Genomic DNA, 23,502 nt, shown 5'->3' on the forward strand with positions numbered 1-23,502 from the left:
GAGTTAAGGAATTTTTACCTGGTCAAGTGCGGGGATTCTTCTATTCGCATTTATTTTTCACGCAAAAACCGCTAAGCTTTTCCCCCTGCTAGCGCGATCGTCTCGCTCGTGCAGGGATTCTTTTATTCGCATATATTTTTCACGCAAAGACCGCTAAGCTTTTCGCAAAGGAGCGAATTTATATATTTATGATTATCAAAAATTTGCATGTCTTTGCGTTTTTACTTTGCGAACTTGGCGTGAAATAAAACTCTGATTTTCAATTTTATAGCACAAGCCTGCCTTTGTCAGCAGACAGGCGTCTAGCTCGTGCACGAAAGTTTTTTTCGCCTCTGCTAGAGCGAGCCTGCCTTTGTCAGCAGACAGGCGTCCCGCTCGTGCAGGGATTACATCTTTATAGATATTAAAGTTGTGTTTGTTCGAGCTAGCTCGAGCCTGCCTTTGTCAGCAGACAGGCGTCTAGCTCGTGCACGAAAGCTTTTTTCGCCTCTGCTAGAGCGAGCCTGCCTTTGTCAGCAGACAGGCGTCTAGCTCGTGCACGAAAGTTTTTTTCGCCTCTGCTAGCGCGAGCCTGCCTTTGTCAGCCCCCCTGCTAGCGCGAGCGTCTCGCTCGTGCATAGCTAGTTATTTGAATCCTCTAAATTCTTCTATTCAATAAAGTTAAAACCTCAGTTCATCTTCAAAATCAAATCGATCAAGCGATTACTATAACCTCTTTCGTTATCGTACCAGCCAATCAGCTTGATCAAATTCCCTCCAATCACTGAGGTCATTTCTGCATCAAAGACGCAGGAATAAGGATTGCCAACAATATCAATGCTCACTAAGGGCACTTCAGAATACTGCAAAATACCTTTTAAGTGCGTTTCAGAAGCTTTTTTAAATAAGGCATTTACCTCTTCAATACTAGTTGATTTTTTGACGTTAAGTGTCATATCTGTTAAGGACCCGTTGGGAACAGGAACTCTTATACCACAGCCACCAATGACATTGCTCAAATCTGGAAATATTTTGGTCAGTGCCTTTGCTGCACCTGTTGTGGTGGGAATGATAGACTGTGAAGCCGCTCTTGCCCGTCGCAAATCGCGATGAGGTTTGTCGTGCAAGCTTTGGTCGGAGGTGTAGGAATGAACCGTCGTGATATAAGCCTGTTCCACTTCAAGCGCCTCATGAATCACTTTCAGCATAGGAGCGGCGTTATTGGTCGTGCAGGAGGCATTGGAGATCATCAAATCATCGTCTTCCAATACCCAGTCGTTAACACCCAAAACTATCATTTTTACCGAATCATCGCTTGGAGGTACGCTCAAAATCATCTTTTGGGCTCCAGCCTGCAGATGTTTATGGAGCTCAGTTTTAGTCTTGAACTTACCTGTACATTCTACAAGCGTATCTACATCAAATTTAGCCCAATTTAAATCTTCAAGTTTTGGAATATTGACCAACGGAAATGATTCATCTTCCACTACAATTCCTTTTTCGTTGTAAGATACTTCAAAAGGAAACTGACCATGAACACTATCGTATTTCAGTAAATGCGACAAAGTTCTTGCATCAGCTAAGTCGTTGATGGCAACCACTTCAATATGAGGATGCTCGTATAACAAACGAAAAAGGCTTCGACCGATACGACCAAAGCCATTTATTCCTACTCTAATAGTTTTATTCATTCTTATTCAAGATGTTTATGAGCCTTGTAAGAAGATCTTACCAGTGCAGAACTTTCCACATGTCTGAAACCAAGCTTTTTTCCAATGGTTTCATATGTTTTGAATTGCTCTGGAGTAATAAATTCTTGCACAGGAAGATGCTGTTTACTAGGCTGTAAATATTGACCAATGGTCACCACATCCACATCTACGCTTCTCAAATCTTTCAAAGTTTCAATCACTTCTTCTTCTCTTTCTCCAAGACCCAGCATAATACCAGATTTTGTTCGTCTTATGCCCTGAGCTTTTAAGTATCTCAAAACCTCGAGACTTCTATCGTATTTAGCCTGGATTCTTACTTCTCGGGTGAGACGCCTTACCGTTTCCATATTGTGAGAAACCACTTCAGGAGAAACTTCTATAATTCTATCTATATTTCTTGTGTTTCCTTGAAAATCTGGAATTAAGGTTTCCAAAGTTGTTGTAGGATTCATTCGTCTGATGGCGTTTACGGTCTCGGCCCAGATGATGGATCCCATATCTTTCAAATCATCCCTATCTACAGAGGTCACAACAGCATGTTTTACCCCCATAATCTTGATGGATCTTGCCACTTTTTCTGGCTCATCCCATTCAATATCTTCTGGTCTTCCGGTTTTAACACCGCAAAATCCACAGGAACGCGTACACACATTACCTAAAATCATGAAGGTAGCTGTACCTTCTCCCCAGCATTCTCCCATATTAGGGCAGCTTCCGGAGGTACAAATGGTATGCAAATCATACTTATCTACAAGCTTCCTTAAATTTCTATATTTCTTACCCGTAGGCAGTTTGACACGCAACCATTTAGGCTTCCCGGTTCTTGTTGTGGTTTTATTTTCGGTTGTCGTTTTATCTTTTTCTAATACTGCAGTCTCCATATATTGCAATTTTATACAAATGTAAGAAATAATGAATAGTTAAGCCTCGGTTTGCATCTCACTTGCCTTCAAATTTAAAAACTCTAAGACAAATTTAACCTAGGTTGATTTTTTTAATAGATAGTATCTTTTCTTCTTTTGAAATTGATTTCGTTTCGTTACCTGTTCAGAATAAATTAGCTTGTCACTTTAGATTAGACTTCAAGTTCTCGCTACTGAAAAATAGATCATTAAAAAATGGCTTAAGCTACCAAGCATTACGAACACATGCCAAATCACATGATTAAAAACAATTGTAGTCTTCACATAAAAGTAAATGCCTATGGTATAAAACAGTCCGCCAAGAGCAAGCATGGTGAGTTCCAGACTTGAAAAATTTTCAACAACGGCTACACTATCAAAAGCAATAAGCCAGCCCATAACGAGATAGAGTAGAAGTGAGAGTTTTTCAAACTTTCCAGTAAAAAAAAGTTTTAGGATAGTGCCCAAAAGAGCAATTCCCCAAACGGCATAGAAAAGCAATTCACCATGGCTATCTTTTAGAAGCGTCAGCACGACTGGGCTGTAGGTTCCGGCGATAAGGAAGTAAATGCTAATGTGATCGAGAACTCTCAATCGTCGTTTAAGCCTGCCTTCTGAAACATAATGATAACTGGTAGATGCTGCATAAAGTAAAACTAAAGATAAGGCATATAGTATCACGCCAAGTGTAAGATAGTTGTCATTAAATTCAGCAGTAAAAAATAATAGAACAACCCCGATACAGGCAAATAACAACCCTACACCGTGTGTGAGCGTATTCCAAAATTCTTCCTGTTTGGTTTTTATGTATTTCATAAGATTTTTAAAATCTAAAAAATCTTAATTAAAGCAGATTACCATTCTTCTTGGTCATTCTTTATAAAATTGTAAAGCGCAAGATTTAAGTCTTTAAAAAAAGAAGATAAAGTGGAGCGACTATCAAGCAAATCTCTTTTTATGATTTCATCATTGATGAGGTTGACGTTTGCTATAGGTCTAAACTCCGTGTAATAGGAATAACTAATTGACAAAACTTTAAATCTGTATTTGTTATCTCGCAAGGATATTTTTAGTTGATACTGTAAGTCAGACGTTAGATTTTTGACTTCTAAAAGTCTGTTTTCTAACCCAGTTATCGTAAAAGTCTGATCTGAAAACTTACAATTTAGTAATGTTGATTCAGTATAATAATCGTCTAACCAATTCTGAATTTTTGCTTTGAGTTGAGGTAGGCTTTTGCCTTGTACATCAACAACAATAGATTTTGGAAAATCATACGTATCAAAACTCAATTCTGGTAAATCTTTATCCTGACTCATTGAATTTACAGATATGAAGACAGTTAATAGTAGGAAAATAAATTTTGACATATAATTACTTTTAGTAAGCTATAAAATTAAACATATAAACTTAAAAAGTAACTACAATTGGATATAAGATAACTATTTAACGCCTGTGAAGCGAGTAACAAATCCTTTTCCTTGGTGATGTTTTCCTTCTGTTAAATCAATTTCCAGTTCTTCTCCGTGACTTTCTGTTAAGCCTTTAAAATCAGTTTTGAGCATTTCCAGTGAGTACAGCATTTCTGAACTTTTAGGTCCGCCAGAGGAATAACTCTCTTTTAACTGTTTAGGATGAAACGCTTCTAAAATAAGTTTTCCTTTGGGCTTCAAGGATTTTACCACATCTTGGTGAAATTGGGTTCTGAGTTCAGGGTTTAAATGGGCGTAAATTAACACAACCAAATCGTAGGTATTATCCTCAAAATGAAAATCTTCTGCTTTACAGATGTTGTAATCAATTGAAACTCCATGAGAGTCGCATAATCTTATAGCTTTATCTTTACCAGCTACAGAAAAATCAAAAGTTTTTACATCCCAGCCTTGTCTGGCAGCGTAGCAGGCATTTCGTCCTTCACCTTCCAAAGGGAAAAGGGCCATGCCTTTTTCATCTATTTTATCCAATTCAGTTTTAAAAAAGGAATTAGGCTCTTTGCCGTATATAAATTCATCTTTAGCAAATCTTTCGTTCCAGAACTCTTTCATAGTAAAAAACCCGAAGCCTTTGCTTCGGGTGAATTTAGTTTATTTAAAATTTTTCATGCTTTGTTTGAGGTCATCCTGTCCTGATATCATTTCGAAAGAGGTATTTTTTGTACGTTCAAGTTCTAAGGCATAAACCAAAGCCTGCGCAACGTCCTCTCTGGAAATTTGGCCCATTTTTTTTAGGCTTTTAGAAATTTCTACTTTCTGATTGCCTTTTTCATTTGTCAGCCCACCTGGTTGAACAATCGTATACACCATTTTGGATTCCCTTAAAAAGTCATCAGCGGCTTTTTTTGCCTTCAAATAATTTTCCAGACCTTCTACTCGATTTGGGGCGTCGGTTCCCATAGAACTCAACATGACGAACTTTTGAAGTTTATGAGCTTTAGCGAATTCTACAGCTCTTATGGCTCCTTGCTGGTCTATTGCCACTGTTTTTTCATCACTGGTGTTACCACCAGACCCCGCGGCAAAAATAACTTTATCTATACCTTTAAAGGCATCAGAAAAGTCTTCTTCCAAATCTCCTAATCGTGTTTCAATACCAAGATTTTTAAAAAAAGGCTTTTGGATATCTTTTCGTATCATGGCATAAGGTTTAAACTCCATGGAATCTCTCAATACTTTTGAAATAATTCTACCTGTCTTTCCATTGGCACCTATAACTAATATATTTTGCATTTTTTTTGGTTTAAGAATTTACTCAAATCTATTTAATACATTCTTATATTTAATTAAAATCAAATTAAATATTAACGAGATTACGTTAAATACTATTAATAGTTGAATTGAGTGTAAGGTATAATACCGTTAACCACTTAAAATAAATTAGATTTAAGTTTGTTTGACGTCATAAAAAAATCATGGTAAGACTGCTTCGGAGCTTTACTTTATCTAAACGTCTGACTCCTATTATTCACCATAAAGAGGGCATTGACAAAAAATAGTTTTCCATTTTCCCAGAAGGAGCGAAACATCACATCATCTACCATATAAATAATACTTCCACGTCCCAGTCGCTGTTCTCCAAATACAAGAGAATTAGAAATCTTCTCTAAAGCTTCTTCTCCAGCAAAACCGCTCAAACGCTTAGCTGAATCTTTGAGGTAAGCGACATTGTATCCTTTTTTAAGATATTGATAGGCTGCAGAACTTGTCTTTAAGCTTGCATAAGAATCCTCATAGCCAAAAGCTAGAGGATGAGTATTGTCTACTTTCACTTCGAAAATAGCTCCAGTAATATTGTCTTTGGTTCGTTCTCTTTCGCGTTCAGCATAAGGTGTAAGATTCACTTCTGTGCTATCTTTCTCATTTTTTAGTTTTTTCAGGCCAAAACCTTTTTTACCTTCAAATGTTGACAAGGCATTTGCCATGGCAATTACTTTTCCTCCACTTTTTATCCAGCTGGACAAGGCTTCTAAGGTTTCATCCTTGAAAAGTGAGGAATAATTTCCACTAGGGAGAACTAACGCATCATAATCTTCTAAGTCTATACTGCCGAAATCATCTGTAGAAACAGAGATAATCGGATAATTCAATTCCTGCTCAAAGAAATACCAAATTGAGCCATAACTTAGCGAGGATGTTCCTTCTCCTCTCAAAACGGCTATGCGCTGTGGGTGAATTTTTTTAATGTCTGGAGAGCCGAAATCTGTACCAGAGTTAGAAAAACCAGTTTTTGTAGAGGTTAGCTCAACTTGAAATTGACTGGCAGTGGCAACAACCAAAGAGTCAAAATCAGCTTGTTGATTATTGGTTTTGGTGATGACCAAACTTCCTCTTTGGTAAGACTTATTTTCAATCTTAAAAGGTTTTGTAGTTGCTCTTACGTTGATTTCGTGCTCAAGAAGCTTGGCAAGAAATTTACCATGCGCCATACTGTTCCAAGGAGAAATATACCCTACAGTTTCATCTTCTAGGTTAAGTTTTGAAAATTCGCCTGTTGAAGCTTTTGTATCGATTTCTCCACTTACAGTATAAACATTTACGCCGTATGCTAAGGCAACATTCCAGGAGGTGATGTCGTAGGTGAGAGGAGTACTCAATTCAGGGTCTGCTTCAAATAAAACCTTTAGCATTTTTGCTCTTGGCTGATTGGCTGGTAATACCAGAGCATTTTCTGCTTCAAACGAAGTCCTTGGATCGCCATAAATTTGAGTTCCTCTTAAAGACTTGCTTGTTGAGTATTCGTATTTGTAATCGTGCTTATCAAAAAGCTTACTTAACACCTTCAGTTTTTGCTCATCTCCAGCCAGCACGTAATAGTCAAAGTCAGGTGAATGTTTAAAATAAGATTTAAATTCAGAACTGAGTTCCGCAGCATTTTCAGAAGAGACTTCAATTGTAGATAAACCGCTCATGACATGGTGTTGAACACGATCTATAAGCGTCAATTCATAATCTTCATCGGTATTGACTCCAAGTCCAGCTTGTCCACTACCTGCTTGCTCGTAGGTCATCCCAATAGCGCCATTGTAGGTAGGGTAGGTATCGCCGTAACTCGGATAGAACAAGTCAAAGCGTTCTCTAGTAAAATATGTCCACGATTTTTCATCAAAAGCTTCGGCATTGTGTTTACCGATTTTGGTTTGGAATTCTTTTTGGAAATCTGTGATGACCTTATGAAAAGGCTCTGCAGCTGGGGCAAAATAATACGGCGAATTGATGCCCTGCTCATGAAAATCCACGTGTACATGCGGCATCCATTGGTTGTAAAGCTTCAGGCGTTGTTGTGTTTCTACTTGCGTTGCCCACATCCAGTCTCTGTTCAAATCAAAAAGATAGTGATTGGGTCTTCCTCCTGGCCATGGCTCGTTATGTTCTACAGCATCCTGATATGGAGAGTAAGGGGTAGCTTTTACCTGGTTATACCAGTTCACATAGCGATCCCGGCCATCTGGATTAACACTCGGATCTATAATTACAACTGTGTTTTGTAGGAGGTCCCCACGTTTGGTCACCAGCTCATGGGCGGTCACCATGGCGGCCTCGGTACTGGAAGCCTCGTTACCATGAACATTATAACTCAGCCAAACGACAGCGATATCAGAAGTAGCATCACCATTTGAGATTCCTGTCTGTTTAAGATGATTGATTCTGATTTCATCAAGCTTGTTTAGATTTTCTTCGGAAGAAACCACTGCATAACTTAAAGTTCTGCGTTCGTTGGTTTTACCATAGGATGAAAAATTAAGGTTCGGACTATTCTTTGCTAAATGAGTAAAATAATCGATGACTTGATGGTGCCTCGTAAATTCTGTACCAATGGTATAGCCTAGAAATTCTTCTGGAGATTGAATGGAATTCTGGGCTTGATGATAACCGAAGAAACAAAATAATAAGAAAAGTGTAAAATTGAATTTCATGAGATTATAGTTTAGCGTAAATTTAAAATAAAACGCTTAACATCTCTCACTTATTCTATTGAACTTATTTCCTTTTCAAAACTTTATCTTGAAGCCTAACTTCTTTTTCCAATTCAGATTTATGATAATCTACCGGACTACCAAAAGCCATTTGAAAAGCATTCTTCACGGACTTGGCTTTTGTTAAGTCTTTAAAAAGCGCTATCCATTCATGAAACACCAGAGTAAAAGGATTGTAACTTTTTATAGGCTTGGTTATTCCATATACAGGTTTTTCTACTTCAGGCTCGAAAGTTCCAAAAATCCTGTCCCAAATAATAAGCGTCGACCCATAATTTTTATCTAGATATTGTTCGTTTTTAGAATGATGTACTCTGTGGTGAGAAGGAGTAGTAAAAATATATTCGATAGGTTTTGGAAGTTTTTTGATGTATTCTGTATGTATCCAAAACTGGTATAGCACTTCGATTTGATGAACTACTAAAAACACAAACGGATGAAATCCCATCAAAATCACCGGTAAAAAGAATATGATTTTAAGGTTTTGAGTCCATGACAATCTAAAAGAGGTAGATAGATTATAATACTCAGAGTTATGATGAACCACATGCGTGGACCACCAGAAACGTTGTTCATGAGCAATTCTGTGAGACCAGTACCTCACGAAATCAAGAGCAAAAAAGCAAAGTACAAATGACCACCAGGTCATAGGTATTTCAAAAGGAGTAAGGTTGTAGAAAAACAGGAAAAAAGCAAATACGCCAAGTTTCATCACACCATTAAGCAGAATATTGACTACCCCAATAAAGGTGGAAGCCATAAAATCTTTTCCTTCATAAAGTTTTTTATTCTGTCTGTAACTAAAATAGGATTCTAAAGCCACCAAAGTAAACATCACAGGAGCTGCTATCCAAATAATGGTTGTAAAATCTAAATTTGCAACATCTTCTAAACTTATTTTCACTTTATCCATTAAACTCTTTTTTTTGCAAACATAAAGAATGAGAAACTTTATTATTCGATTTTGTATTTATTTTACTGCTTTAGGCAAAAATTTAAACATAATTCACCTCTTCCAAAATTTAGGTGAGTGTCGAAATTGAGTCGATAAGCTGTTCAATCTCGTCTTTAAGCTTAAGTTTTTGTTTTTCCATTTCTTTTTTGGTACTGCCCTTTGATTTTTCAATTTTTAAAGCACAATCCGATAAGCGCTTGGCTCCAAGATTTAAAGCAGTTCCTTTTATTTTATGTGCCAGTTTTTTCAGCTGTTCCTTATTTTCAATCTCTTTTAAATCTTTCAAAGCTTGGGTTAGGGTTTTATTTGCCAATTTAATAAGTTCTTTATAAAAATCTTCGTCATGGCCTATCATTTCCATTAAATGAGATTTCTCAAAAACCTGAGTTTCAGTTTCTCCTGTTTTCATGTGTTGTGGTGAGAATTTTAGAACTGTATTTTTAATGGATTCCTGAAGAATAGGCTTAGATATGTAGTCATTCATTCCAGATTCGAGGCATTTTTCTTTTGTTCCTTTTATTGTACCTGCAGTAATAGCAATGATAGGAATAGTTTTTCCAGTCTTTTCTTTTCTGATTGATTTTGCAAGTTCATACCCATTCATGTTCGGCATCTGTATATCAGAAAATACCATATCTGGAGTATGTTTTTTGAATAACTTAAAGGCTTTTAGACCATCTTCTGCTTCATAAATCGTCACTTTGTCGTAAATATTGGTTAAGTAAGATTTGATTAACTCCATGTTGATAAGATTGTCTTCAGCGATCAAAAATTTAAGGCCTTCCTTTTCTTCTATGGCTTTTGTTTTTATCTCATCTTTATGAATTTCATCTTTATTTTCTGGTTTTGTTACAATACCTAAAAGATCACTTTTCTTGATAGGTTTTGTTAGTATCTGATCAAAATAGCTCCTAAAATTTGAATTTTCATAATGTTCTGTTGAGTTCGACTGGCTAAGTAATACAAAACGAATATGTTTTGACTTGGTATGTGTTTTTAATTTTGACACCAATTTATAGTAATGTTCAATAGAGTATTCTTGATTGATAAAAATAATCTGTGGGGAAAATTCAATCATTTTTTGAGATGCGGTTTCCAGATCTTTTGCATGACTAGTTTTGAGGTCATAGGTATTTAAATGATTTTTTATGGTTTCAAAATATTCATTCATTGAGGAGATTACCAAAACATTTTTAAAGCCCTCTATGCATTGTTTCTTGCGACCTTGATCATATTCTGATTGTAAAGACACCTCAAAATAAAACTTAGTTCCTTGTCCTATTTTGCTTTTTAGCCTCAATTTGCTTTTCATCAAATTCAATATCTTATCAGATATGGCTAAACCTAAACCTGTACCCCCGTATTTTTTGGTCACCGAAGTATCTTCCTGGATAAAGGCTTTGAATATTTTCTTTTGATTTTCTTTAGCGATTCCAATACCTGTGTCTTCTACAGAAAACACCAAACTCGAAAGAGGATCGGATTTACTTTTAAGTGAAATCCTTAATTTGACAGTGCCTTTATCGGTAAATTTAATAGCGTTATTTAAAAGGTTCATCAAAATCTGCTTGATTCTCACGCCGTCCACCCAAACGTAATCTGGCGCATCATCACTAACTATGAGTATCAATTCCAAGCCTTTTTTATGAGCTTGATATTTGGTAAGATCTATTACTTCTTCGGCAATAGTGAGTAGATTTGTTTTTGCTGTATCCAGTTGTAACTTTCCAGATTCAATTTTAGAAAAATCTAAAACATCGTTTATCAAATCTAGAAGAATGTTAGCCGATTGAAAGACAGTCTTCATGTATTGATACTGAACTTCATTTAATGGTGTTTTCATCAATAAATCGGAGAAACCAATAACCCCATTAAGAGGGGTTCTGATTTCGTGACTCATATTTGCTACAAACTCCGACTTAGCCTGACTTGCCTTAATGGCTACCGTCTTAGAGTCTTTTAATTTCTTTTCTGTCAATTTTTGCTGTGTCACATCCTGTAAAGTAGAAATGACAATCCTCCTACCATCTTTATCCAAATGGATTAGTCCATTTATGACTATGGTAAGTAACTCTCCAGTCTTAGTCTTAATAACTTTTTCAAATGGTCCTATTTTATTATTATTTTTCAAGTCTTGAACCACCTGACTATCTCTAAGTGTAGTTTCTTTTTCTGGAGTTATAGTCCAAATACTCTTTCCGAGAATTTCTTCCTCAGTATAGCCAATCATATCCTGCATAGCCTTGTTGACGTCAATAAATTGACCAGAGCTAAAATCTGTAATAACAATACCTACGGGTGAAAGCTCGAATATATTTTTAAATTGTAATACGTTTTGCTTGAGCTCCTTTTCAAGAGCTTTTTTATCTGAAATATCCTGGTGAGTTCCAAACATCCACTCAGGTTTGCCATCTTCTGTCCAGGATATGACTTTACCCTTATCAAGTACCCAAATCCAGTGACCAAATTTATGCTTGATGCGTAATTCCATTTGGTAGAAATCTGATTCCCCTTCAAAGTGTTCGTTTAATAATTGATTGCTTTTTTTGAGGTCTTCCGGATGTGTTGTGTTGTTCCAGACCTCTATGGAGTTGTGCAAAGGAATTTCATATGGAGCATATCCCATCATTTCTACAAACCTTGGATTAAAAAGCGACTCTCCAGTCTGCACATTCCATTCCCAGGTTCCTAAGTTTGTTGCATTTATAATATTGTTTAACCTCTCTCTTTCCTGCTTTAGTTTTTCTTTGGTTTTTTTAGCTTCAGTGATATCCTGAAAAGATCCATAAACCCCAACACATTCCCCATCAACCATTTCTGGTTTGATATTTACCAGAGCCCAAATGGATCTATTTTTTGCATTTATAACTTCAAATTCGCCAGTGTATGAGGTGTTGAATTTGATACTTTCAATCATTTTTTCAGTCATCAAATCTTTATTCTCACCTCCTTTAAAAAAAGATAAGGCTTCGTCAATTGTTGGCTGAATACTACTGTCTATTCCTGCAATATCCTTCAAAATTGGAGTCCAGAATAATTCTTTCTTTTTAACCTCATAATGCCATCCCCCCACACTAGCTAAACTTTCAGCCTCGTTTAGTAGGGTGTTGGTAAGCTTTAATTTTTCTTCTGTTTTTTTACGATCTGTAATATCTCTTATCACACAAAGTATTTCAGACTTATAGCTATCCCTTTCAACTACAGTAACATTTGTGCTAAACCATTTCAGCATATCATTTTTAGTGAAATTGTATTCAATAGGTATACTAGAATTGTAGAGTTTACTGGCTTTAATAGCTAATTTAATCTGAGCAGAAAGTTTTTCATCGAGATTTATTTCGTCAATGTTTTTACCGATGAGGTTTCCTTTATCAATAAGCAAATTATCCTCTTTTCCATAAAATTCGATTAAATTCAAATCAGAATTCAAAACAAAAACAATGTCACCGGTATTGTTGAGTAAGGTTTGAAAGCGGGTCTTGCTGTCAGAAATAGTTTTATTGAGTTTTTTTAGCTCTATTTTTTCTTTATGGGAAGTGATTTTGCCCATAGCTTCCTGAGAAAGCTGCTTTAAGATGTGTTGTTGACTTGGAGTTAGGATTTTAGTTTCAGGATCTAACACGCACAAGGTTCCAATAGAATACCCGTCTGGATCTACAATAGATTTACCAGCATAAAAATTGATGTTATGTTCTTTAAGATATTTGATTCTTCTATCCTTGGGATTCAATTTTGAAGCATCTTGAATGATTTCTACTTTTGAAGGGTTTTTAATAGCGATGTCACAAAAAGAATCTTCTTTTGAAATCTCATCTTGATTAAAGTTAAAACTTGACTTTACCCAAAATCTATCTTTATCCAAAATGCTCAACACAGCTTGAGAACAATTACAAACTTTGGCCGCCATTTCGACTAATCTATCAAAACCCTGGTCTCGATTAGAATCCAAGATATTATAGTTGTCTATTGCATTATGTTGACTTTTATCCATATAAAAATTAAACCGCCATAAAGTTAATATTTTGAACGGGGAAATGGTAAGATTGATTAAAAAAAGGCAATTAAAGTTAATTAACTGCCTTTTCTATTACTTTTTTTATTTTTAGATTAAAGTAAGGTTCTCACTTAAAGTGGTAATAAATTTTTTAATAGGATTTTTTATCATCATGGCCATCATGCTGTTGAATTCTCCTTCAAACACCAGTTGTACTTCAGACTCATTTTCACTTATAGCAGTGATATTTCCTTTGAGGGTAAATGGAAGTTTATCGCTGGCAGCAGCCAATACTACAAGGTGATGAGATTCTACCCTGTCGAGTTTAAGTTTGATAGCAGGCATCCCTTTGAGTTGAAAAAGAAAACTTTCCTCAGAAAGCAATTCAAATTTTTCAATACTTTCAGGCATTAATTTTTCAAAATTCTTTATGTTTTTTAAAAATTCAAAAGTTTCTTTTTGACTTTTAGCTACAATCTTTTTTTCGCTTTCTATATGCATAGTTAGTTGTTCCAGTTGGCAGGATCTTTTCGCCAGGTTTTTAGTAATTCAAATTCAGTTTCATTGAGATAATTGGTCTCGTAAGCTTTTTTTAGTAGAATTTCATAATTAGAAAGAGTGTACACATCCAAAAATTCATCTTTAAATAAAGCCTCAGATTCATCGAAGCCGTAAGTAAAAATAGCCATCATGCCTTTCACATGAGCCTGACCTTCTTCTTTCAAAGCTTTAACAGCGTTCATACTGCTTTTTCCGGTGCTGATGAGGTCTTCTATCACTACCACATTGGCATAAGGATTTAGCTTTCCTTCTATTTGGTTTTTACGACCGTGCTTTTTAGGCTCAGGTCTTACATAAACAAAGGGCAAACCCAAATAGTCAGCTATAATAGCTCCTATACCGATAGCTCCCGTAGCAACACCAGCGATGGCATCTGGTTTCCCGTATAGGCTCTCGATAGGTTTTGCGAGTTCAGAAACAATATAATTTCTAATTGTAGGATAGGAGAGTACAATTCTGTTATCGCAGTAAATGGGAGATTTTATACCACTGGCCCAGGTAAAAGGCTCTTGTGGGTTTAATTTTATTGCGTTAATTTGCAACAGAAGCTCTGCTGTTTTATGGGCTGTGTTTTTATCTAAAATCATAATTACAAATGTATAAAGTTTTCGTGAATGATGTGCCAATTATATTGTCTACACAAGAAAATATAGGTTCTAATTACACTAATATACCCATAAAAAAGGCGAAACTCAAAAAACTCATACGTCAAATTGAGTCAGGTGATCTTATTTATCTCAACCTTTACCATAAGAAAGAGCATAAGCTTTTAAAACACCTTAAACGAAAGCTAAAAGTGATTGTTGCCGGCGGTGGTTTAGTTTACAATTCCAAAAATGAAATTCTATTTATTTACCGCAACAAAAAATGGGATTTGCCTAAAGGTAAAGCCGAAAAAAATGAAAATATAGAGGAAACAGCTCTTCGTGAGGTCGAAGAAGAAACCCATGTGCGGGGTTTAGAAATTGTTTCCTTTCTCCAGACTACTTACCATATCATCAATCGCAATGATAAATATAAGCTCAAGGAAACCCACTGGTATGAAATGAAAACCGATTTTGAGGGTGAGCTCATTCCAGAACTTTCTGAAGGTATAAAAAAAGCTAAGTGGAAAAACTTTGAGAAAGCCCAAAAAGCTCTCATTAAATCCTATGCCAACATTAAACTTTTGTTTCCCAAGGAATACCTAGTTCAACACCCTAACGATAGGGTAAGTTAGGTGAGCTGTTTCATAATGCTTAGAACGCTTGTGAATCCAGTCTAGTTGTGCGTACCAATCTTTTGCAAATTGTGAATCATTTTTTTGTTTCTCTTCAAATTCAGCTTTTAATTCTGAATTGTTTTCAAGAATATCCAAAGCTAAATCCTCAAACACATAAGGTGAAAAATTTTCCTTTTGCTGTAAAATACTATCAAAAAAATTCCAGTTAAAAAATGAATCTACTGCCACTGGTTCCAAAGTTTCTAAGAGATAGCGCACCCCCGGCTGATTCACTTTTACCATAACATCCCCCTGAGAATATTTTCGTTTTACTTTTTTAGAACTCACTTTAGTATTGGAATGTAAATAATGGCCTTCATAGGCAGAGGCTCTTGTTTTGAAATCCTCAATTTTATATTCTTCAACTTCAATCACCGTATCACTCCCAAAGCGATTATACATTATGTTATTCCATTTCAATAAATCCACAACTTTAGACCACTGTTTTGGGATAATATAAGCTTTTGGGACAGTGATAGAATCTGTAGGTTTAAATTCATTATAATAACTCACTTCCCTTTCAAAAGGCTGGTCTCTTCTGAATTTGATTCTCGGTAGCTTCGTGATTTTGCTGGTTAAGCTTTCAAGCTCGTAGCCTATAAAATCAAAGCGTCTATAGCTGGAAGAATCTACCTGAAAATTGAACGGATACACTCTAGCATCAGAAAATGACTGAAAATTTTGTTCTCTGGCTTCCTGGATTTTGGTTTTCTGTTCATGAGAGACATTAACCAGATTTTTTAGCATTTCTAAAGTTCCTTTCACACGCTTTGGATAAGGTTTGAGCATGTGTGTTTCTATCATTAAGCCCAGGGTATTCCACAAAGAGGTATAGCCAGTAGAATACCTAGGTGAATCGTTAAACTGGGTAAAACCCTTTTCAGGGCTTTCATTATTGACGTTTACATAGGGGGTGATTTCCCAATCTTTTTCACTCAAATGATCTTCAACTGCAGGGATAAATTCATTTTCCAAATGCTTGCTCAACTCACCGCCGAGTTTATTATGCTGAGTAAAAAGATGAGTTAGGGTATATTGATAATCGGCACCATTACTCACGTGAGTATCTACAAACACATCTGGGTTCACCTGATGATAAATACTGTAAAAGGCTTTGCTGTTTTTGGTGTCAGATTTTATGAAATCTCTATTTAAATCAAAATTCCTGGCATTTCCTCGAAAACCATAAGCTGCAGGACCGTTTTGATTGGTTCTGGAAGTAGAGTTCCTGTTCAAGGCACCCCCAACATTATAAATAGGAATGGCATAGAGCACAACATCATTGGGTAAGTCCCATTCATTAGCGGACAAAGCTTTAAAGAGAAGCATTGTCGCGTCAATTCCATCTGACTCTCCGGGATGAATACCATTGTTGATCAAAACTTTTAAGGGTTTGGCTTTGGGTTCAGCTGGAGTAAACTTCACGAGGTGAAGAGGTTCTCCATGATCTGTTTCGTAGACTTCTTTCAAAGATATTCTATCATCTTTATCAGATAAGAATTTGTAAAATTGAATTACTTCCTGATATGTGGACGTCGAATCTCCATTGGAACGTTCGAAGGCGATTTCAAATTTTTCGAGTGCCACTTCAGAAGTTTCTTTTTTTGAAGAAGGTTCACAAGCAAGGAAGAGAACTGAAACTGGAATTAGAAACAAGTATCTTAACATTAGTATATTTTTAGAATTATCTTTTCTTTATTCGTTTACATTTGAAGTTTAAAAATAAGCACTTGAAACAGTTTAGCATCATAATCTTTTTTATTTCCGGAATAATATTTTCTCAAACTCAAAAAGACACTACAGATTTAGAAGAAATAAAACTTAAAACCTCGCTTGATATTGAAAAAGCCTATCAGGTAGACTCCAACGTTTCTTTTCTGAAACAGGAAGACTTATTACAGTCCAATCAAACAAGTATAGCTCCATTTCTGAATAAAATTCCTGGGGTTTATATGCAACAGGGAGGGGTTAATACGGCTAAAATAAATATCCGAGGAATAGGAGCCAGGGCTCAGTATGAAACGAATAGACTTAAATTGTACTACAATAATATCCCGCTGAGTACAGCTAATGGAACTTCCATTTTACATGACATCGACCTGACTACAATTTCTGAAGTGAAAGTGGTAAAAGGCCCTCAGGCTACAGAGTTTGGTGCTGGACTTGGTGGAGTCATTCAGTTGACTTCTGTACTAAGAGATCAAAACTATGCAGAATCTGAGTTGCTTTTTGGAAGTTTTGACCTTTTGAAGCAAAATTATTCTCTAAATGTTTCAGAAAGGGATAAAAAAATAAACCTTACTTATAACAATCTAAGCTCTGGTGGATTTAGAGATAATTCCAACTATCAGAGGGAGTCTTATTTTCTTAATTCAGAATGGAAATTATCAGAAACTTCTAAGTTACAGTTGGTTGGGCAAGTTGTGCAACTCAAAGGTTACATACCAAGCTCTCTGAGTAGAACCGATCTAGAGGAGAATCCCTCAAAAGCAGCCTTTACATGGGGACAGGCTAAAGGTTACGAATCTTATACACGTGGAGTGGTCGGATTGAATTATTCCAATCAAATAGGATCAGACATTCGACAAAACACAGCTGTCTTTACCAATATCAGAGATGCCTATGAACCTAGACCATTTGATATATTAGAAAATGAAAATGTAGGAATAGGGCTAAGACATACTTCAGAAATTGATTTTGAATTATTCGGATTTTCGTCAAAATTAGGACTTGGAGGTGAATTTTTAAGGGATGATTACGATGTTTCTAATTATGAAAATCTATATGAGGAGAATAACGGTCAAGGTTACTTGCAAGGCGATTTGCGTTCAGACTTAACTCAAACCCGACAATATATCGAAGGTTTTGCAACACTTGATGCTTCTTTATCAAAAAACTTAAGGGTTAAACTTGGATTAGCTACCAACAAAACGAGTTACGACATACAGGATGTATTTTCTAGTCCAGAAAATTCCCAGACTGGAGATTATAATTATGACCAGGTGTGGTTACCAAATTTAGTAGGAACTTATTCATTTAATGATACCCACAAAATATCAGCTTCAGTTAGCAAGGGGTTTTCGGTACCCACTGTAGAACAAAGCCTCACCGAAGAGGGCGTTTTTAATACCGATCTTCAGCCAGAAAAAGGCTGGAATTATGAGGTAGGTTATAAGGCGAAATGGTTTGGCGATAAGTTGTTTACAGAAGTAAGTGCTTATTATATGGATGTAGAAAATTTACTAGTCGCAAGACGTGTTGCTGAAGATCGCTTTGTTGGTATTAATGCGGGTTCAACCTCTCATCCCGGTCTTGAATTTTCTTTAAAATCAAATTTGAATTATAAGTCCTGGCTTAGAATTCAACCTTACATCTCTGGAAGTATGAATTTTTATGAATTTGATGAGTTTGTAGATCAAGGCGAGTCTTTTTCCGGAAATGACTTAACAGGCGTACCATCAAGTCAATTTACTTTTGGATTGGATGCTCAAGTGGCTGATAAGGTTTTCTTTTACTTCCAGACCAATGCTGTTTCAGAAATCCCCGTAAATGATGCAAATACAGTATTTGCTGATTCCTATGCGTTTTCAAACTTAAAAGTGGAGTACAGACTTCCTCTTTTTAATGAGTTATCAGCAAGAATAAATTTAAGTGTAAACAATGTATTCAATGAAAAATATGCCTCAAGCATAGTCACTAATGCCATTGGGTTTGGAGGAAGTGAACCGAGGTATTTCTACCCTGGTGAACCTAGAAATTACTTTGGAAGCTTTGCGTTGAATTTTGCTTTCTGAAAATCATATGGCGTACCTAACGGCACGCTGGATAAGGAGATGTATATAGTTTTTACCTATGTATAGTCCCTAGCGGGACAGAACTCAAAAACTACAGAATACTGAAAATCGAATACGGAACACCGAATGTTGAATTAAACTCACAAACTATTCCCTGCCACCTAAAGCCTACTCCCTAAAAGCTCAACGACCCACAGACTACAGAATACTGAAAATCGAATACGGAGGACCGAATGTTGAATTTCAAATCTAGAATTTTAAATTATTTGGCTCCTGGCTCTTTTTTAAATAATACTTTTTACGTAGTACCTAATACTGAAAGTTATCGCTCCTACAACCTAATCCCTACCACCTAAATCTTCAACGACTCACAAACTACAGAATACTAAAAATCGAATACGGAATACCGAATTTTGAATTTCAAATCTAGTATTTTAAATTATTTGGCTCCTGGCTCTTTTTTAAATAATACTTTTTACGTAGTAGCTAATACTGAAAGTTATCGCTCCTACATCCTAATCCCTACCACCTAAATCTTCAACGACTCACAGACTACAGAATACTGAAAATCGAATACTGAGGACCGAATGTTGAATTAAACTCACAAACTATTGCCTAAAACCAACAACCTCTCAATACCGTCTTGGCTTTTGATTCTTTGTTTTATATCACCATATCACCACACCGCCAGTTCATCAGTGATTCTTTTTTCATTTCTCTTTGTTCTATTTTGCCCTTCTTACTTTTAATATCCAATATCCAATATCCAGTATCTGAAATCTAATATCTGAAATCTAGAAGTCTAATTATTCAGATAATCAATAGCGAGTTGAGATAAGCTTTTTACGCCCAACAGCATTCCATCATCATCAATCATAAAATCTGGGGTATGATGAGGATATGGGGTGGTATTTCCTGGAGTCATCCCTCCAAGAAAAAAATAAAATCCCGGGACTTCTTCCTGAAAAAATGAAAAGTCTTCACCTCCAGTTGTAGCTTTGACGAGTTCTACGTTATCGGTACCAGCAATATTTTGAAGTGTAGGTAACATTTCTGCAGTGAGTTCCAAATCATTGAAGGTGATAGCCGTATTGTTTTGAAAAACAATCTCGGCATTTCCCCCATAAGCTTTGGCAATAGCAGGAACCATCTCCTTCATGCGTCTGATTACCATTTCTCTCATGTCTGGGTCTAGCGTTCTCACTGTACCTATCATTTCTGAAGATTCTGGTATGATGTTGAAGCGGGTTCCAGCTGTTATTTTTCCAACAGTAATCACAGCTGGTTCTTCAACCAATTTGGCTTCTCTGCTTATAATGGTTTGTAATCCGTCTATGATTTTAGCAGAAATAAGAATAGGATCTACTCCAGTCCATGGTGCGGAGCCGTGAGTTCCTTTTCCCTTCACGGTAATCACGAATCGCTCTACAGCAGCCATGGTACCTCCTGGCTTATATCTTATAGTTCCGATAGGCGTTGACGAATTGATGTGCAGACCAAAAATCGCATCTACATCTGGATTTTTTAGCACGCCTTCTGTGATCATTAGGCCTGCGCCACCTTTTTCACCTGGTGGAGGGCCTTCTTCTGCAGGTTGAAAAATGAATTTTACAGTTCCATTTAGCAAGTCTTTATTTTTGGTGAGAACTTCTGCAACACCCATCAAAATAGCGGTATGTGTATCGTGGCCACAGGCGTGCATCACCCCTGTTTCTGTTCCAAGAAACTCTGTAACCACCTCACTTTTGAAGGGTAAATCGTTGCGTTCTGTGACGGGTAAAGCGTCTATATCAGCTCTCAGAGCAACCACCTTTCCAGTCTCCTTTCCTCTTAAAATGCCTATCACTCCAGTATGAGCGACTCCAGTTTCTACTTCTAAACCTAAGCTTTTAAGATGTTCTGCGATTTTTTCAGCGGTTTCGTATTCTCTGTTGGATAATTCAGGGTTTTCATGAAAATAATGCCTCCAGTTGATGACTTTATTTTCAATAGATGCTATGTCTTTCTTCAGTTGAGCATCCGTTTGTGAAAATAAATTCACGGCACACAAAAGAGTTAATGATGTTAGTAGTATTTTCATTGTTTAAGTTTTAAAATTGAATTAGTGCGTAACCTTCATTTTGAAGACGACTAAGTGCTGTCATTGCCGATAATTCTATTTTGACATCGGGATGTAATTTGCTTCTGTCAATGGACCTGTGTGCTGCAGTTTGTCCGCATAAAATGATGTCTACATTATGTTCAGAAAGAATGCTTAGCAGTTCATAATTAGGATTTTGAGAATTCTTTTCTTCATGATAAATCGCATATTCTTTATGATTGAGTAAATCAAATATAGCGGAGCCATGTACAACTAATGTTGCCTTAACTGAATTGTTTTCCAATTCTGCAGCCTGGTGAAGCCTTAAAAAGCGAGCTATAGTGACAAATTTCCGATTAGGCTGATCTTCATAATCTGATATGCTGGCAACGTCGAAAACCGCCTTAAATTCTTGATTTAAGTTTGTTTTGTAATCTGCATTTTCAATGTCGTAAACAGGGCCATAAGATTCTAAGCTTTTTGGAGTTTGTGAAAACCCTAAAAAACACATCAGTAATAAAAAAGGAGTAAGTAGTAACTTCATGAGTTTATCATTTTACAATAACAGATTCAGGGACAAGGCTGGAATAATCACCGTTATGACGAATAACATCTCTAACGATGGATGAAGATATGTAACTTTTTCCACTGGAAGTGAGTAAAAACACAGTTTCTATTTTTTCTAGTTTTCTGTTGGTGTGAGCAATGGCTTTTTCAAATTCAAAATCGGCAGGATTTCTTAACCCCCTCAATATAAATTCAGCATTGTTTTCTTTACAGTAGTTAACGGTGAGACCCTGGTAAGTGTCAACTTTAATTTTCGGTTCGTTCTTAAACGTTTTTTCAAGAAAAGATTTTCTTTCTTCTAAAGTAAACATGTATTTCTTCTCTGAATTTACTCCAATTGCCAAAATGATTTCATCAAAAAGGGTAAGACCTCTCATTATGATATCGTAGTGACCTATTGTGATAGGATCGAAAGATCCAGGAAAAACTGCTCGTTTCATAAATTTAAATTTGTTCAAGATAATTAAAAGTCATCTAGCTTTCAAAATTTTTGAGAGCTACATCTACAGCACTCGTAAACAAGTGCTGAAGTGAAATCCCGGCGGCTTTGGCTTGTTGAGGTAAAATGCTAGCTTCAGTTAACCCAGGACAGGCATTACATTCCAAAAAATGTGGCTGATTATTGTGAAAAATAAATTCCGATCTTGTTAATCCCTTTAGCTTCAGTAGCTTGAATATTTTTACGGCTAAATTTTGAACCTCTTCTGTTTGCTCAGTGCTTAAATCGGCTGGTGTGATCTCCTGAGACTTTCCAAGGTATTTAGCTTCAAAATCAAAGAATTCATTTTCAGAAATAATTTCTGTGACCGGTAAAGCCTGGATTTTACCATCGATATTAATGACTCCAACACTCATTTCTCTTCCATCCAGAAAGGACTCAATGATGACTTCATCATCTTCCTTAAAAGAATGTTTCAAAGCCGATAACATATCATCTTTATGTTTCACTTTTGAAATCCCATAACTGCTTCCAGCTCTGTTGGCTTTTACAAAACAAGGCAGGCCTACATGGTCTACGATAGCTTGTGGATCTACGTCATCTCCTTTATTGACGTAAACATTTTTGGCTGTTTGTATGCCGTGAGCTTTAAGTACAGAGATACAGTCTCTTTTATTGAAAGTAAGCGCAGCTTGGTAATAATCACATGCTGTCTGAGGAATTTGCAGGGTTTGTAAATAGCCTTGAAAAAGACCATCCTCACCAGGGGTTCCATGAATGGTGTTGAAAACACAGTCAAAGCGAATAAGCTCATCTTCGATCTCAACAGAGAAATTAGACTTATCGATTAGAAATTCTTCTTCAGAATCTGCCTTCACAAACCACTTGCTTTTCAGGATGTGAGCTCTATATACTTTGAATTTGGGATTAGCCGACAAGTGCTTATAGACGACCTCCCCACTTTTAAGTGAAATATCTACTTCGCTGGAATAACCGCCCATGGCTACGGCTATAGTTTTAATCATTATTTTAAATTTTGTTCAAATATAACTTTTCAAATTCGAATCAGGATAAACAACTGTTCCATATCACATCTTCAGGGGGAGCAGCTTCAAAAGTGATCTTTTCCTTGCGGACGGGGTGAGTTATGGTGAGTTTTCTAGCATGAAGGTGAATGCTTGCATCTTTGTTACTTCTGTCAAATCCGTATTTAAGATCGCCTTTTATCGGTGAACCAATAGCAGACAACTGACTTCTGATTTGATGATGTCTTCCAGTTTCTAATCCAATTTCCAAGAGGTGGTAATTATCCAGAGATTTGATGAGCTGATAGGAAAGTATAGCTTCTTTAGATTCAGGAACGGGCTTAATGTGTGCGTAAGATTTGTTCTGCTTAGGATTTCTCTTAAGGTAATGAACAAGTCTCGCAGACTCTTGTTTAGGTTTATTTTTTACTACAGCCCAATACAATTTTTGAGTATCTCGATTGGCAAAGGCTTTGTTTAATCGAGATAAAGCTTTGGATGTTTTAGAAAAAATGACCACGCCGCTTGTGGGTCTGTCCAGTCTATGTACGACACCCAAATAAGCCTCCCCAGGCTTGTTGTATTTTTCTTTTAAGTAAAGTTTTACCACTTCACTTAGAGGTAAATCCCCGGTTTTATCACCTTGTACGATATCACCTGAGCGCTTATTGATGACGATGAGATGATTGTCTTCAAAAATGATTTGAAGGTTTTTTGGTGTAGAGTGCATGTGTTTAAAATATTACCTATTTAGCGCTTAAGA

At 36.4% G+C, this 23,502-nt stretch carries 19 protein-coding genes; 2 read left to right on the forward strand and 17 right to left on the reverse strand.

Features of this window, described 5'->3' with window-relative positions:
- Nucleotides 1-668 precede the first annotated feature (668 nt).
- The 11 genes from gap to pyrE form a co-directional block, all read right to left on the reverse strand.
- Entirely contained in the window at nt 669-1,670 is a 1,002-nt protein-coding gene (gap, locus tag LB450_RS10220; protein WP_224488151.1) for a type I glyceraldehyde-3-phosphate dehydrogenase, read from the reverse strand.
- Between the two features lie 2 nt (nt 1,671-1,672).
- Nucleotides 1,673-2,572 carry a lipoyl synthase gene (lipA, locus tag LB450_RS10225; protein WP_224488153.1) on the reverse strand — a complete coding sequence of 300 codons (900 nt, stop codon included), beginning with the start codon at nt 2,570-2,572 and terminating at the stop codon, nt 1,673-1,675.
- Nucleotides 2,573-2,773: 201 nt separating this feature from the next.
- On the reverse strand, nt 2,774-3,409 hold the full coding sequence (trhA, locus tag LB450_RS10230; protein ID WP_224488155.1) for a PAQR family membrane homeostasis protein TrhA: 636 nt from the start codon (nt 3,407-3,409) through the stop codon (nt 2,774-2,776).
- A 38-nt stretch (nt 3,410-3,447) separates the two neighbouring features.
- The gene (locus tag LB450_RS10235; RefSeq protein WP_224488164.1) at nt 3,448-3,963 is read right to left on the reverse strand and encodes a hypothetical protein; all 516 of its coding nucleotides are present in this window, start codon (nt 3,961-3,963) and stop codon (nt 3,448-3,450) included.
- Nucleotides 3,964-4,035: 72 nt separating this feature from the next.
- Nucleotides 4,036-4,638, reverse strand: coding sequence for a class I SAM-dependent methyltransferase (locus LB450_RS10240; protein WP_224488166.1), 603 nt, complete (start codon nt 4,636-4,638; stop codon nt 4,036-4,038).
- A gap of 39 nt (nt 4,639-4,677) precedes the next feature.
- A complete protein-coding gene (locus LB450_RS10245) occupies nt 4,678-5,319 on the reverse strand; it encodes an SDR family oxidoreductase (protein WP_224488168.1) in 642 nt (213 codons plus the stop codon).
- 209 nt (nt 5,320-5,528) lie between these two features.
- On the reverse strand, nt 5,529-8,003 hold the full coding sequence (locus LB450_RS10250; protein WP_224488170.1) for a M14 family metallopeptidase: 2,475 nt from the start codon (nt 8,001-8,003) through the stop codon (nt 5,529-5,531).
- Nucleotides 8,004-8,067: 64 nt separating this feature from the next.
- Nucleotides 8,068-8,976 carry a sterol desaturase family protein gene (locus LB450_RS10255; protein ID WP_224488171.1) on the reverse strand — a complete coding sequence of 303 codons (909 nt, stop codon included), beginning with the start codon at nt 8,974-8,976 and terminating at the stop codon, nt 8,068-8,070.
- 109 nt (nt 8,977-9,085) lie between these two features.
- Complete coding sequence (locus tag LB450_RS10260; RefSeq protein WP_224488173.1) at nt 9,086-13,009, reverse strand: PAS domain S-box protein; 3,924 nt, start codon at nt 13,007-13,009, stop codon at nt 9,086-9,088.
- Between the two features lie 111 nt (nt 13,010-13,120).
- A complete protein-coding gene (locus LB450_RS10265; protein ID WP_224488175.1) occupies nt 13,121-13,513 on the reverse strand; it encodes an SRPBCC family protein in 393 nt (130 codons plus the stop codon).
- A gap of 2 nt (nt 13,514-13,515) precedes the next feature.
- Nucleotides 13,516-14,160, reverse strand: coding sequence for an orotate phosphoribosyltransferase (gene pyrE, locus LB450_RS10270; RefSeq protein WP_224488177.1), 645 nt, complete (start codon nt 14,158-14,160; stop codon nt 13,516-13,518).
- Between the two features lie 8 nt (nt 14,161-14,168).
- Here pyrE and LB450_RS10275 point away from each other — a divergent pair, with 8 nt between their 5' ends.
- Nucleotides 14,169-14,792 carry an NUDIX hydrolase gene (locus tag LB450_RS10275; protein ID WP_224488179.1) on the forward strand — a complete coding sequence of 208 codons (624 nt, stop codon included), beginning with the start codon at nt 14,169-14,171 and terminating at the stop codon, nt 14,790-14,792.
- Here the strand turns inward: LB450_RS10275 and LB450_RS10280 are convergent.
- Nucleotides 14,760-16,502, reverse strand: coding sequence for a M14 family metallopeptidase (locus tag LB450_RS10280; protein ID WP_224488181.1), 1,743 nt, complete (start codon nt 16,500-16,502; stop codon nt 14,760-14,762). The two genes, LB450_RS10275 and LB450_RS10280, sit on opposite strands and share 33 nt — an antisense overlap.
- Before the next feature lie 62 nt (nt 16,503-16,564).
- On the opposite strand from LB450_RS10280, the gene LB450_RS10285 reads away from it, so the two are divergent.
- The gene (locus LB450_RS10285; RefSeq protein WP_224488183.1) at nt 16,565-18,628 is read left to right on the forward strand and encodes a TonB-dependent receptor; all 2,064 of its coding nucleotides are present in this window, start codon (nt 16,565-16,567) and stop codon (nt 18,626-18,628) included.
- Between the two features lie 802 nt (nt 18,629-19,430).
- On the opposite strand, the gene LB450_RS10290 is transcribed toward LB450_RS10285, so the two are convergent.
- The 5 genes from LB450_RS10290 to LB450_RS10310 are packed head-to-tail and all read right to left on the reverse strand — an operon-like array spanning nt 19,431 to nt 23,469.
- Nucleotides 19,431-20,708, reverse strand: a complete 1,278-nt coding sequence (locus tag LB450_RS10290; RefSeq protein WP_224488185.1) for an amidohydrolase — start codon at nt 20,706-20,708, stop codon at nt 19,431-19,433.
- Nucleotides 20,709-20,718: 10 nt separating this feature from the next.
- Complete coding sequence (locus tag LB450_RS10295) at nt 20,719-21,252, reverse strand: DsrE family protein (RefSeq protein ID WP_224488187.1); 534 nt, start codon at nt 21,250-21,252, stop codon at nt 20,719-20,721.
- 7 nt (nt 21,253-21,259) lie between these two features.
- A complete protein-coding gene (coaD, locus tag LB450_RS10300) occupies nt 21,260-21,715 on the reverse strand; it encodes a pantetheine-phosphate adenylyltransferase (protein WP_224488188.1) in 456 nt (151 codons plus the stop codon).
- A 34-nt stretch (nt 21,716-21,749) separates the two neighbouring features.
- Nucleotides 21,750-22,739: a D-alanine--D-alanine ligase gene (locus LB450_RS10305; protein ID WP_224488190.1), complete on the reverse strand. Its 990-nt coding sequence runs from the start codon at nt 22,737-22,739 to the stop codon at nt 21,750-21,752.
- Between the two features lie 40 nt (nt 22,740-22,779).
- Entirely contained in the window at nt 22,780-23,469 is a 690-nt protein-coding gene (locus LB450_RS10310; RefSeq protein WP_224488192.1) for an RluA family pseudouridine synthase, read from the reverse strand.
- Between the last annotated feature and the right edge of the window lie 33 nt (nt 23,470-23,502).

It is taken from the genome of Psychroflexus curvus, from assembly GCF_020164585.1.
In the GTDB taxonomy this organism is placed as follows: Bacteria; Bacteroidota; Bacteroidia; order Flavobacteriales; family Flavobacteriaceae; genus Psychroflexus; species Psychroflexus curvus.